Below are 12,768 nucleotides of genomic sequence, written 5' to 3'. Positions count from 1 at the left end.
CGGCGAACGTAGGACCGACGGAAGGCGCTGGTCTTGGGCAAGAGCGTGCTCGTCACAGGTGCGGCCCGGCAACTGGGCGGCCGCTTCGTGCAGCGCCTCCAGCGCGATCCCGGGGTGGACCGGGTGATCGCCGTCGACGCCGCCCCGCCCCCGCACCCGCTCGGCGACGCCGTGTTCGTCCGGGCCGACATCCGGCAGCCCGCGATCGCACGCGTCCTGGCCGAGCACTCCGTCGACACCGTCGTCCACCTGGACGTCTCCGGGAAGGCGCTCGGCGCGGGCGGCCGGACGGCGATCAAGGAGACCAACGTCATCGGCACCATGCAGCTGCTCGGCGCCTGCCAGAAGTCCCCGACCGTCCAGCGGTTCGTGGTCAAGTCCAGCACGAGCGTGTACGGCTCCGCCCCGCGCGACCCGGCGGTCTTCACCGAGACGACCCCGCCCAAGTCGCTGCCCAGCGGCGGCTTCGCCAAGGACGCCGTGGAGGTCGAGGGGTACGTGCGCGGCTTCGCGCGCCGCCGGCCGGACGTGGCCGTCTGCGTGCTGCGCTTCGCGAACATCCTGGGGCCCGAGCCGGACTCACCGCTCGCCGACTACCTGACGCTGCCCGTCCTGCCCACGGTCCTCGGCTACGACCCCCGGCTCCAGTTCGTCCACGAGGACGACGTCGTCGACGTCCTGGAGACCGCCGCCCGCGAGCCCCGGCGCGGAACGCTGAACAGCGGCACCTTCAACATCGCCGGAGACGGGGTGCTCCTGCTGTCGCAGTGCTCGCGGCGGCTGGGCAGGCCCACCGTGCCGCTGCTGCTCCCCGCCGTCACCTGGGTCGGATCGGCCCTCCGCGCGGTCGGTATGACCGACTTCTCGCCGGAGCAGATCCGGCTGCTCACCCACGGCAGGGTGGTCTCGACCGTGCAGATGCGCGAGACACTGGGATTCCGCCCGCGGTACACCACGGCGGAGACCTTCACGGAGTTCGCCCGCAGCCGGGGGCCGGGACTGCTGCCGCCCGAGCGGATGGGCAGAGCCGTCGGCCGGCTGGCGGAGCTGCCGCTCGCCGGGGGCGCCGCCCGGGGCGGCAGCGTAGCCACACGTCCGACTCACGGCGCCAGGTAGAGGAGCGCGACCCACGATGGCCGACGCCAAGGTACTTCCGTTCGACGACGACCGTTCGCGTTCCGGCGCGGGACGGCGCCGGGTGGTCCAGCCGGGCGCCGCCGGTGCGGCGCCCGTGAGCGCCCTGCCGGGCGCCCAGGTACCGGAGAGCCAGGAAGCGGGGCCGCAGGCCCCCCAGGAGCCACCGGAGGGCTCCGGGCGGGGCGCCTGGGACCGGCGGCTCGCCGGTGGGCTCGCGTTCCTGCGGCGACGCGTCACGGGCGAGTACGAGGTCGACGAGTTCGGCTACGACGAGGAGCTGACCGACCAGGTCCTCATGTCGCTGCTGCGCCCCCTCGCCGAGAAGTACTTCCGGGTCGAGGTGAAGGGCATCGAGAACATCCCGTCCGACGGCGGGGCGCTCGTCGTCGCCAACCACTCGGGGACACTGCCGCTGGACGGGCTGATGCTCCAGGTCGCCGTCCACGACCACCACCCGGCCGAACGGCACCTGCGACTGCTCGCCGCGGACCTGGTCTTCATGCTGCCCGTGGTCAACGAGCTGGCCCGGAAGGCCGGTCACACCCTGGCGTGTGCCGAGGACGCGGAACGACTGCTGGAGCGGGGCGAGGTCGTCGGCGTGATGCCGGAGGGCTTCAAGGGCCTCGGCAAGCCCTTCGGCGACCGGTACAAGCTCCAGCGCTTCGGACGGGGCGGTTTCGTGTCGACCGCGCTGCGGGCCGGAGCGCCGATCGTGCCCTGCTCCATCGTGGGGGCGGAGGAGATCTACCCGATGATCGGCAACTCCCGGACCCTGGCGCGGATCCTTGGGTTCCCCTACTTCCCGCTCACTCCGACGTTCCCGTGGCTGGGCCCGCTGGGTGCGGTGCCGCTGCCGACGAAGTGGACGATCCAGTTCGGAGAGCCGATCCCCACGGACGGATACCCGCCGGAGGCGGCGGAGGACCCGATGCTGATGTTCAACCTGACCGACCAGGTGCGGGAACAGATCCAGCACACGCTGTACAAGCTGCTGGTGCAGCGGCGGTCGGTCTTCTTCTGATCCGGCCTCTCCTGATCCGGATTCTTCCGATCCGGCCTCTTCCGATCCGGTGGTCCGGACATGCCGAGGGAGGGCGGCCCGGCTCGGGCAGCCCTCCCTCGGCACAGCCCGCTAAGGCTTGAGGTTCTCGCCGTCGATGCCCAGACCGGGCAGCAGGCCCGGCAGCAGAGGCGGCAGGGTGATGTCCGGAGCGGAGGGTGCTCCGCCACCGCCGCCCGGGGCCGACGGGGGGACACCGTCCGTCGGGAGGTCGTCCAGCAGACCGTCCGTACCGCCGCCGATCAGTCCGTCGGCCGGGCCGCTGGAGTCGGACCCGGACGGTTCCGGTGCGGCGCTGGTCTCCGGGCCGGAGTCCGGGGACGCCGAGGTGGACGGCGCCTGCCGGTCGGTGTCGGAGGGGCCGGTGTCCCGGCCGGTGGAGCCGGACGGCGCCGCGTCCTCGTCGGACCCCGGGGCGCGGGGCAGCAGGGACTGGAGCGGGGCGACGTCCTCGTCCATCGCGTCGAAGACCGAACTGACCTTCTCGCCGACGTCGGAGAGCTGGACGGGCAGCCGGTCGCGGAGATCGCTCCAGCTCTCGCGGTGCGAGCGGGAGAAGGTGTCCAGCGTCTGGATCGGGGCGATGGAACCGTCGCGCTGGTAGGCGGCGCGGAGCAGACGGTGGCCCTCGGTGGCGTCGTGCGTCATGCCGTCCAGCGTGCGCCTGACCTCCCCGAGCGACTCGTGGTCCAGGTCCCCGGCGCGGGCGCGCTCCATCAGCCGGCGGGCCTCGTTCAGCCGGGTCGAGGCCTTGTCGAGGTAGACCTCGCCGCGGTCGGCGTCGCCGTCGGCCATGCCCAGGTGGATGTCTTCCATGCCCCGCTTGAGCCCGTAGAGGGAATCACCGGGCAGGGCGTCGGAACTGGCAGCGGCCACCCCGCCGAATGCTCCCGCGGCCACACCGACCGTGATTCCGCCCGCGGTGAGCCCCTTCGCCCAGCGGGAGCGTGGGCGCAACTTCCGGAGCGGGGAGGCCCGGTGGGCCCCCTTGCCCCGTTGCTCGGGCACCGTAGGGCCCGTGGACGCACCGCCCTGGGCGAACATGGTCTCCATGGCCGCGACGAGCTGGGCTCGCTGCACCACTTTGACCTCGGGATCCAATTCCGGCTTCGGTAGCTCGCCGAGGCCGTTCGCCAGGGCCAACAGCGGTCCGGTGTCGGCCTGTTCGGCCGGTTCATCGGGCTGCGCGGCCGCCGCACCCTGGGGCGGCTGTTCTTCCAGGGCCTGGGCGAAGGCGTTCGCCCGCCGGTGTGCCGAAACGTTTGCGATCACTGGCGGCACCTCCTCTCGTCATGACGGTCGACTCCCCTGAGCGTCCGGAAGGTTGCACGCCGCGACCGATTCCACACGATCGGGTGTGTGGATCCGGTCATGACGCCGCGACAGGGGGCCTGCATCCGGCACAACGAGTGGCTCGGCAGTTGGGTTACGGACGGCGGACGATCCGAGCGGTGTGTCACGAGCACGTCACCGAAGGTGATGTCAGCGCGCGTCGTCGGGCAGGAGCCGGGCGAGTGTGCGGACGGCCCGGTACTGCAAGGTTTTGATCGCGCCCTCGTTCTTGCCCATGACTCGGGCGGTCTCGGCCACGGAGAGCCCCTGAAGGAATCTCAGGGTGACGCACTCCTGCTGCTGCGGGTTGAGCCGGCGTACGGCTTGCAGGAGCGCGGCGTTGGAGAGGGACTCCAGGACGGAGTCCTCGGGGCTGCGCGCGACCTCGTTGGCGTCGAGCATTTCGCCGGTGGTCACTTCCAGCCGGAAACGACTGGATTTGAAGTGGTCGGCGACCAGGTTGCGGGCGATGGTGACCAGCCAGGCGCCGAAGTCGCGGCCTTGCCAGGTGAAGGTGGAGATGCGCCGGAGCGCGCGGAGGAACGTCTCGCTGGTGAGGTCCTCCGCCGTCGCCTTCCCGCCGACGCGGTAGTAGATGTACCGGTACACGGTGTCGCTGTACTGGTCGTACAGCCGGCCGAAGGCCTCGGCCTCACCGGCCTGGGCGCGCTCGACGAGGTCCATCATGCGCGCGCTGTCGCTGTCGGCTGTCGGTCGGCGGACGGTGGACGTGGTCGTGGCGCCGCGGTTGCTGCGTCTTCCGACCGCCGCACTGCGTTCGGCCAGCGCGTAGCAGGGGCCGGCAGGTGCAGGGGTGGCGAATGCGGGGACGGCGTACGCGGTGGGGACGAAGCCGCGCAGGTGGTCGAGGACCGTTGCGCGCAGCGTAGCCAGGCCCGAGGCGTCAACCCCGACGTGTGGGTACACGGGACTCCCAGAGGCAGAGCTTCCATCACGTGCAGTTCGAAAACCGTCACCCGTGGTAGCGAGAGACGGGCTCTTCATGCGTCTGAGGAGAATAACGCTTCGTATAGGCGGTGCTACACCCAGTTGCTCAAATCACCGGTTACGTCGCTTCCGTGACCTCTAAGTGCCGTTTTGAGTGACAGATCACGATCGGTTGTTGACCGAACTGCTTCGAGATCTGTCTGAGGTGAGGACGGGTTGTGGTCGTCGGAACCGAACGCGACTGGCCGGGGCGGTGGGCGGCCCCTCACCCGTGTCCTTCCCGTTCGGCCGTACGCCCGGGCGTGGCCCGCGGGAGAACGCACGCTCGACCGCCCGCCGGCCCGGTACGGGGGCCGGCGGGCGGTGGCCTGGTCGTGGAAGGGGGCGGGGCGTCAGCGGCGGCGGCGGTGGAGGGCGACGGCGGCGGCGGTGCCGCCGGCCAGGGCGCCCACGCCCGCGGCGGCCGGGATGCCGACCTTGGCCGCCTTGCGGCCGGTGCGGTAGTCGCGCAGCCGCCAGTCCAGCGCCCGGGCGTGCTTGCGCAGCTTGGCGTCCGGGTTGATCGCGTACGGGTGGCCGACCAGCGACAGCATCGGGATGTCGTTGTGCGAGTCGCTGTAGGCGGCGCAGCGTTCCAGGTCCAGGCCCTCCGCCGCGGCCAGGGCGCGTACCGCCTCGGCCTTGGCGGGGCCGTGCAGGGGCTCGCCCACCAGGCGGCCGGTGTAGACGCCGTCGACGGACTCGGCGACCGTGCCCAGCGCGCCGGTCAGCCCGAGGCGGCGGGAGATGATCGTGGCGGTCTCCACCGGGGCGGCGGTGACCAGCCAGACCCGTTGGCCGGCGTCGAGGTGGGCCTGGGCGAGGGCGCGCGTCCCGGGCCAGATGCGGTCGGCCATGTATTCGTCGTAGATCTCCTCGCCGATGGACATCAGCTCGGAGACGCGGTGGCCCTTGACGATGGACAGCGCGCTGTCGCGGGCGTCCTGCATGTGTTCGGGGTCCTCGACGCCGGCCAGCCGGAACCACGCCTGCTGCCAGGCGAACCTGGTCAGTTCGCGGCGCTGGAAGAACTTGCGCTTGTACAGGCCCCGTCCGAAGTGGAAGAGCGCGGCGCCCTGCATCACGGTGTTGTCGAGGTCGAAGAAGGCGGCGGCCCGGTCGTCACCGGCCACCGGGAAGGCCGGTTCGGCCGTGTCCTTCGACGCGGTCAGCAGGTCCGTGGCGTCGTCGGGGAGGGGGGACTCGTCGGCGGGAAGGGTCGACTTCCGTGCTGCCTCGGCTGCGGCCTCGCCTGCCAGCACGCTGCGTGCCGTCGCCGAGCGCCTGCGGGGTGTGAGCCATCCAAGTGCGGCCATGTCGTGAGCATAGCCATTCGGTTCGTCCCTTCCCGACCCGGCGGGATGCGGCGGCGTGAACTCTCCGGGTCGGGGTGTCGAACGGGCGGCCGTGCGGGCGGGGGCGCCACCGGTGACCGGCGCAGAATGGAGGGATGAGTCCCCTGTTGCGGCGTGCGAAGAAGAAGCCCGAGGACCGGGTGGTCACCCTCGTGGGCAAGCCCGGCTGCCATCTGTGCGACGACGCGCGGCTGGTGGTGCGCGAGGCGTGCGAGGAGACCGGTGCGTCCTGGGTGGAGAAGGACATCACCCAGGACGAGGCGTTGTACAAGGAGTACTGGGAGCAGATCCCGGTGGTGCTGATCGACGGCGAGCAGCACACGTTCTGGCGGGTCGATCCGGTGAGACTGCGCACAGCCCTGCGCTCCTAGGGCTTGTTTCGAAAGTCCCGCCTGTCCGGCGACGCCTGGCACGCACGCTCGCTGCGTTGTCGGTATCGCCCCGATACATCCAGTATCGGGGCGACCCTCCGCCTTGCGATCGCACGCACCAGACGCCGCCGGCCCCGCCCTCCGGGCGGACGGCGCTACTTTCGAAACAAGCCCTAGGGCCTTTCGGGGCATTCCGGCGTCGAAAGGCGGATACGATCGTGGGCGTTTTGAGTGGTCCCGGGGGCATGGACATGAGGAGTGTGTACCGCTTTGCCCTCGTCGGGCCCGCAACGGGCTGATGCCGTCCCCGGTTCCGGGAACACGCAAGGAATATGCGTGACCCCGGTCACTTTGACCGGACAAAACGGACACCATCTTTGTGCACGCGTTCACAAAGACATAGCCTGCTGTCGACGGGGCGGTCATAGGACATACGGCCGCCTGCAGCCCCGCTCATCCCGCAGGAGCACCGTGGCAACTGGCCGAACTCACCGACCGGCGACCCGTAGCCGAGGAATTCCCGAGGCCACCGTCGCCCGGCTTCCGCTGTATCTACGCGCACTCACCGCGCTCTCCGAGCGTTCGGTTCCCACGGTCTCCTCCGAGGAACTGGCGGCCGCGGCGGGGGTCAACTCCGCGAAGCTGCGCAAGGACTTCAGCTATCTGGGCTCCTACGGCACGCGTGGTGTCGGGTACGACGTCGAGTATCTCGTCTACCAGATCTCCCGCGAACTCGGGCTCACCCAGGACTGGCCGGTCGCCATCGTCGGCATCGGTAACCTCGGTGCGGCGCTCGCCAATTACGGCGGGTTCGCCTCCCGTGGCTTCCGCGTCGCGGCGCTGATCGACGCGGACCCCGCCATGGCGGGCACCCCCGTCGCCGGGATCCCCGTCCAGCACACCGACGACCTCGACCGCATCATCAGCGACAACGGTGTGTCGATCGGCGTCATCACCACTCCGCCCGGCGCGGCCCAGCAGGTCTGCGACCGGCTCGTCGCCGCGGGCGTGACCTCCATCCTCAACTTCGCGCCGACGGTGCTCTCCGTGCCCGACGGCGTCGACGTGCGCAAGGTCGACCTCTCCATCGAGCTGCAGATCCTGGCCTTCCACGAGCAGCGCAAGGCCGGCGAGGAAGCGTCCGCCGACGGCGGCGCGTCCGACGCCGAGGCCGAGCAGGCACCGCCCGTGCGCGCGACCCCCACGACCCGGAAGGGACCCGACGGGGACATGCCCGCCGTGATGCCGGCATGAGCCTCCTGGTCGTAGGGCTGAGCCACCGCAGCGCACCCGTCTCCGTCCTGGAGCGGGCCGCGCTGGAGGCCGACGCCCGCACGAAGCTGCTGCAGGACACCCTCGCCGCGGAACCCGCGACCGAGGCCGCGGTGCTGGCCACCTGCAACCGCATCGAGCTGTACGCCGATGTGGACAAGTTCCACGCGGGTGTCGCCGAACTGTCCACCCTGCTCGCTCAGCACAGCGGCGTCGGCCTGGACGAGCTCACGCCGTACCTCTACGTGCACTACGAGGACCGGGCCGTCCACCACCTCTTCTCGGTGGCGTGCGGGCTGGACTCGATGGTCGTCGGCGAGGGCCAGATCCTCGGCCAGATCAAGGACGCGCTCGCGCTGGGGCAGGAGCTGCACACCGCGGGCCGGCTGCTGAACGACCTCTTCCAGCAGGCCCTGCGGGTCGGCAAGCGCGCCCACAGCGAGACCGGGATCGACCGGGCCGGGCAGTCGCTCGTCACCTTCGGCCTGGAGCAGCTCGCGGACGGCGCCGAGGTCACCGCCTGGGCCGCCGGCAAGCGCGCCCTGGTGATCGGGGCCGGATCGATGTCCTCGCTCGCGGCCGCCACCCTGGTACGCGCCGGTGTCGCCGAGATCGTCGTCGCCAACCGGACCCGGGCCCGTGCCGACCGGCTCGTCGAGATCCTCGGCCAGAGCGGCCGGAGCGCCGCGCGAGCCGTGCCGATGACGGCTGTGCCCGACGAACTGACACGTGCAGACGTCGTCGTCTCCTGTACCGGTGCCACCGGCCTCGTCCTGAGCGCCGAGGCCGTCGCCCGGGCGCTGGGCGTCGACTTCGACGTCGCGGAGCGGGCCCCCGGGGCGCCCGTGTCCACCGCACCGGTGGAGGCGCTCGACCAGCACGCCGCCTGGGTGGAGAACGGCTCCGCCACCGACGCCGCGCAGGACCGTGCCGTGCGCCGGGCGGACGTGCGTCCGGTGGCCTCCGCCGCGCCCGCCCGGCTGCACCTGCTCGACCTGGCCATGCCGCGTGACATCGACGGTGCGGCGCACCGCGTCGAGGGGGTGCGCCTGGTCGACATCGAGTCGCTCGCCGAGGCGTCCGCCGACGCCCCGATGGCCGCCGACGTGGACCTGGTGCGCACCATCGTCTCCGACGAGGTCGCCGCCTTCGGCGCCGCCCAGCGCGCCGCCCACATCACTCCGACCGTCGTCGCCCTGCGCACGATGGCCGCCGACGTGGTGGCGGGCGAGATCGCACGGCTGGACGGACGCCTCCCCGACCTGGACGAGAAACAGCGCGCCGAGATCACCCAGACCGTGCGCCGTGTCGTCGACAAGCTCCTGCACGCGCCCACCGTGCGGGTCAAGCAGCTCGCCAGCGAGCCCGGCGGCGCCGGGTACGCCGACGCGCTGCGGGAACTCTTCGACCTCGACCCGCAGACGGTGGCTGCCGTCTCCCGGGCAGACCTGAACGACCCGAATCGAGGGCGGTCATGACCGACTACTCACCCCTGGGCGGGGACCCCACCAAGCCGCTGCGGCTCGGCACCCGGCGCAGCAAGCTCGCGATGGCGCAGTCCGGCATGGTCGCCGACGCGGTCCGCGAGGTGACCGGGCGTGCCGTCGAGCTCGTCGAGATCACCACGTACGGAGACGTCTCCCGTGAGCACCTGGCGCAGATCGGCGGGACCGGTGTGTTCGTCGCCGCGCTGCGTGAGGCGCTGGCGCGCGGCGAGGTGGACTTCGCCGTCCACTCGCTGAAGGACCTGCCGACCACCCAGCCGGAAGGCCTGGTGCTGGCCGCCGTGCCGGTGCGTGAGGACCCCCGCGACGTCCTGGTGGCACGGGACGGGCTGACGTTCGCGCAGCTGCCGTCCGGTGCCCGTATCGGCACCGGGTCGCCGCGCCGCATGGCGCAGCTCAACGCGTACGCCCGCTCGCACGGCCTCGACATGGAGACCGTCGCGATACGCGGCAACGTCGACACGCGTATCAATTTCGTACGGACCGGAGAGCTGGACGCGGTGGTACTCGCCGCGGCCGGTCTCAGCCGTCTGGGCCGGACCGGTGAGGTGACCGACTTCCTGTCGACCGACACCGTCCTGCCCGCTCCCGGTCAGGGAGCACTGGCGATCGAGTGTGCTGAAGACAGCACCGAGCTCGCCGCAGCGCTCGCCGAGCTCGACGACCCGCACACCCGGGTCGCCGTGACCGCCGAGCGCGCCCTGCTCGCCGCCCTGGAGGCCGGCTGCTCCGCACCCGTGGGTGCGCTGGCCGACCTCCTGGCCGACGGTCAGATTGTCAACGAACTGCGCCTGCGCGGTGTCGTCGGTTCCACCGACGGCACTTCCCTGGTGCAGCTGTCCATCACCGGTTCCGTCCCCACGTCGCACGACGACGCGGCGGCCTTCGGCCGCGAACTCGCGTCCGAGATGCTTGCCAAGGGTGCGGCCGGTCTTATGGGGGAGCGAGCACTTTGAGCCCCACCGGCCCCGTCGTATCCGACTTCCCTGTCCTGTCCTCAGGGCACGTCACCTTCCTCGGCGCCGGTCCCGGCGACCCGGGACTGCTGACTCTGCGCGCTGTCGAGGCGCTCGCGAGCGCGGACGTCCTTGTCGCCGAGCCCGATGTGCTCGACGTCGTTCGCGGCCATGCCCGGGCAGGGGTGAGCACGCCTGAGATGACGGTAGTTGACACTTCGTCAACAGCCGTCGGGGTACCCGTTCTCAGGGATGCGGTCAATCTTGTCATGGAGGGTGTGAAGGGCGGCAGGCGGGTGGTCCGTGCCGTCAGCGGCGACCCGGGCATGGACGGCGACGCGGGCGCGGAGATGCTCGCCTGCGCCGCCGCGGGTGTGCCGTTCGAGGTGGTGCCCGGGGTCGCGAACGCCGTGGGTGTGCCGGCGTACGCCGGTGTGCCGCTGCGGGACGCCCAGGGTGCCGATGTGCGGTTCGTGGACGCCCGTACCGCTTCGGACCGTTGCTGGTCCGAGGTCGGGGCGAGCGACGCGACGGCCGTGGTGTCCACGTCGCTGGACTCGGTGGCCGCGGCCGCCGGGGAGCTGGTGTCGGCGGGCCGCAAGCCGGACACCCCGATGACGGTGACGGTGGCCGGGACGACGACGCGCCAGCGCACCTGGACGGCGACGCTGGGGACGATCGGCCAGGTGCTGAAGCAGGCCAAGGTCCTCCCGTCGCCGGAGGGGCACCGGCCCGTGATAGCCGTGGTCGGGGAGCGCAGCTCCGCCGCCCAGCGTGACCAGCTGTCGTGGTTCGAGTCCAAGCCGCTGTTCGGCTGGAAGGTGCTCGTGCCGCGTACCAAGGAGCAGGCGGCGTCGCTCTCCGACCAGCTGCGCTCCTACGGCGCGGTGCCGCACGAGGTACCGACGATCGCCGTCGAGCCGCCGCGTACGCCCCAGCAGATGGAGCGCGCGGTCAAGGGCCTGGTGACGGGCCGGTACGAGTGGATCGCCTTCACCTCGGTCAACGCGGTCAAGGCCGTGCGGGAGAAGTTCGAGGAGTACGGGCTCGACGCCCGTGCCTTCGCCGGGATCAAGGTGGCGGCCGTCGGTGAGCAGACCGCCGCCGCGCTGATCGACTTCGGTGTGAAGCCGGACCTGGTGCCGTCGGGTGAGCAGTCGGCCGCCGGTCTGCTGGAGGACTGGCCGCCGTACGACCCGGTCTTCGACCCGATCGACCGGGTGTTCCTGCCGCGTGCGGACATCGCCACGGAGACGCTGGTGGCCGGGCTGATCGAGCTGGGCTGGGAGGTCGACGACGTGACCGCGTACCGCACGGTGCGTGCCTCGCCGCCGCCGGCCGAGACCCGTGAGGCGATCAAGGGCGGCGGTTTCGACGCGGTGCTCTTCACCTCGTCCTCGACCGTGCGCAACCTGGTCGGGATCGCGGGCAAGCCGCACAACGTGACGGTGATCGCGTGTATCGGCCCGGCGACGGCCAAGACCGCGGAGGAGCACGGCCTGCGGGTGGACGTCCTGTCCCCGGAGCCGTCGGTCCACAAGCTGGCCCAGGCGCTGGCGGACTTCGGCGCGCAGCGCCGGGACGCGGCGAAGGAGGCCGGTGACCCGGTGACGCGTCCGAGCGAGCGCCGCCCCGGCGCGCGGCGGCGCCGGACGACGACCTGACGGTCGGCAGGGCACTGCGGCCCGGTCGCTTCCTCGTGGAGCGGCCGGGCCGCCCCTTTTTCCGCACCGGCTGTCGGTAAGCCGGTGATGTGTACGGGTCTAACCTCGAAGGATGACTGTGTACGGAAACTTCCCCGGCTCCCGCCCCCGGCGGCTGCGGACGACCCCCGTCATGCGGCGCATGGTCGCCGAGACCCGGCTCGACCCCGCGAACCTGATCCTGCCCGCGTTCGTGCGTGAGGGCATCGACGCCCCGGTCGCCATCTCGGCCATGCCGGGCGTGCAGCAGCACACCCTGGACACCCTGCGGAAGGCCGCGGTCGACGCGGTCGCGGCCGGTGTCTCGGGGATCATGCTCTTCGGCGTCCCGCTGGACGAGAAGAAGGACGCCCGGGGCACGGCGGGCACCGACCCGGACGGCATCCTCCAGGTGGGCCTGCGCGCGGTCCGCGAAGAGGTGGGCGACGACCTGGTCGTCATGTCCGACCTGTGCCTGGACGAGTACACCGACCACGGCCACTGCGGGGTGCTGACCGGGGACGGCCGCGTCGACAACGACGCCACGCTGGAGCGGTACGCGGAGATGGCCCAGGTCCAGGCCGACGCGGGCGCCCATGTGGTGGGCCCCAGCGGCATGATGGACGGCCAGGTCGGGGTGATCCGCGACGCGCTGGACCAGACCGGCCACGAGGACGTGTCGATCCTCGCGTACACGGCGAAGTACTCCTCCGCCTTCTACGGCCCGTTCCGTGAGGCGGTGGGCTCCTCGCTCAGGGGCGACCGCAAGACGTACCAGCAGGACCCGGCGAACGTCCGCGAGTCGCTGCGCGAGCTGGCGCTCGACCTGAAGGAGGGCGCCGACATGGTCATGGTCAAGCCGGCCGGCCCGTACCTGGACATCCTGGCCAAGGTCGCCGACGCGGTGGACGTGCCGGTGGCGGCGTACCAGATCAGCGGCGAGTACGCGATGATCGAGGCCGCCGCGGAGAAGGGCTGGATCGACCGGGACGCGGCGATCCTGGAGAGCCTGACCGGTATCCGCCGCGCGGGCGCGCAGATGATCCTGACGTACTGGGCGACGGAGGTCGCGCGGCGGCTGACCGCGGGGCGCTGATCCGGCGCCCCCTCC

Annotated in this window: 11 protein-coding genes; 8 read left to right on the top strand and 3 right to left on the bottom strand. The window is 71.6% G+C overall.

Annotation, left to right across the window (positions count from 1 at the left end; translation table 11 throughout):
• The first annotated feature begins 33 nt into the window (after positions 1–33).
• Both SACTE_RS13805 and SACTE_RS13800 read left to right on the top strand, forming a co-directional pair.
• On the top strand, positions 34–1,116 hold the full coding sequence (locus SACTE_RS13805) for an NAD-dependent epimerase/dehydratase family protein (protein WP_014046652.1): 1,083 nt from the start codon (positions 34–36) through the stop codon (positions 1,114–1,116).
• 16 nt (positions 1,117–1,132) lie between these two features.
• A complete protein-coding gene (locus SACTE_RS13800) occupies positions 1,133–2,158 on the top strand; it encodes a lysophospholipid acyltransferase family protein (protein ID WP_014046651.1) in 1,026 nt (341 codons plus the stop codon).
• 111 nt (positions 2,159–2,269) lie between these two features.
• Here SACTE_RS13800 and SACTE_RS13795 read toward each other — a convergent pair whose 3' ends face one another.
• The 3 genes from SACTE_RS13795 to SACTE_RS13785 all read right to left on the bottom strand — a co-directional run bounded on the left by SACTE_RS13795 (position 2,270) and on the right by SACTE_RS13785 (position 5,832).
• Positions 2,270–3,469, bottom strand: coding sequence for a DUF5667 domain-containing protein (locus tag SACTE_RS13795; RefSeq protein ID WP_014046650.1), 1,200 nt, complete (start codon positions 3,467–3,469; stop codon positions 2,270–2,272).
• A 210-nt stretch (positions 3,470–3,679) separates the two neighbouring features.
• Positions 3,680–4,456: an ECF subfamily RNA polymerase sigma factor, BldN family gene (locus SACTE_RS13790; protein WP_014046649.1), complete on the bottom strand. Its 777-nt coding sequence runs from the start codon at positions 4,454–4,456 to the stop codon at positions 3,680–3,682.
• 413 nt (positions 4,457–4,869) lie between these two features.
• The gene (locus SACTE_RS13785; protein WP_014046648.1) at positions 4,870–5,832 is read right to left on the bottom strand and encodes an HAD-IB family hydrolase; all 963 of its coding nucleotides are present in this window, start codon (positions 5,830–5,832) and stop codon (positions 4,870–4,872) included.
• Positions 5,833–5,966: 134 nt separating this feature from the next.
• On the opposite strand from SACTE_RS13785, the gene SACTE_RS13780 reads away from it, so the two are divergent.
• The 6 genes from SACTE_RS13780 to hemB all read left to right on the top strand — a co-directional run bounded on the left by SACTE_RS13780 (position 5,967) and on the right by hemB (position 12,753).
• Positions 5,967–6,242: a glutaredoxin family protein gene (locus tag SACTE_RS13780; RefSeq protein ID WP_014046647.1), complete on the top strand. Its 276-nt coding sequence runs from the start codon at positions 5,967–5,969 to the stop codon at positions 6,240–6,242.
• 471 nt (positions 6,243–6,713) lie between these two features.
• A complete protein-coding gene (locus SACTE_RS13775; RefSeq protein ID WP_014046646.1) occupies positions 6,714–7,496 on the top strand; it encodes a redox-sensing transcriptional repressor Rex in 783 nt (260 codons plus the stop codon).
• A complete protein-coding gene (locus tag SACTE_RS13770) occupies positions 7,493–8,992 on the top strand; it encodes a glutamyl-tRNA reductase (protein WP_014046645.1) in 1,500 nt (499 codons plus the stop codon). Before SACTE_RS13775 ends, SACTE_RS13770 begins: the two co-directional genes overlap by 4 nt.
• Positions 8,989–9,975 (top strand): hydroxymethylbilane synthase, encoded by a 987-nt coding sequence (gene hemC, locus SACTE_RS13765; protein ID WP_014046644.1) that lies wholly within the window; start codon positions 8,989–8,991, stop codon positions 9,973–9,975. The genes SACTE_RS13770 and hemC overlap by 4 nt, the downstream gene beginning before the upstream one ends.
• A complete protein-coding gene (locus SACTE_RS13760; RefSeq protein WP_014046643.1) occupies positions 9,972–11,639 on the top strand; it encodes a bifunctional uroporphyrinogen-III C-methyltransferase/uroporphyrinogen-III synthase in 1,668 nt (555 codons plus the stop codon). Before hemC ends, SACTE_RS13760 begins: the two co-directional genes overlap by 4 nt.
• A gap of 112 nt (positions 11,640–11,751) precedes the next feature.
• Positions 11,752–12,753, top strand: a complete 1,002-nt coding sequence (hemB, locus tag SACTE_RS13755) for a porphobilinogen synthase (protein ID WP_176724299.1) — start codon at positions 11,752–11,754, stop codon at positions 12,751–12,753.
• Positions 12,754–12,768 lie beyond the last annotated feature (15 nt).

The organism is Streptomyces sp. SirexAA-E, assembly GCF_000177195.2.
GTDB classification, from domain to species: Bacteria; Actinomycetota; Actinomycetes; order Streptomycetales; family Streptomycetaceae; genus Streptomyces; species Streptomyces flavovirens.
The sequence above is the reverse complement of the archived record's forward strand: the minus strand, read 5'-3'. Positions and strand labels throughout refer to the sequence as shown.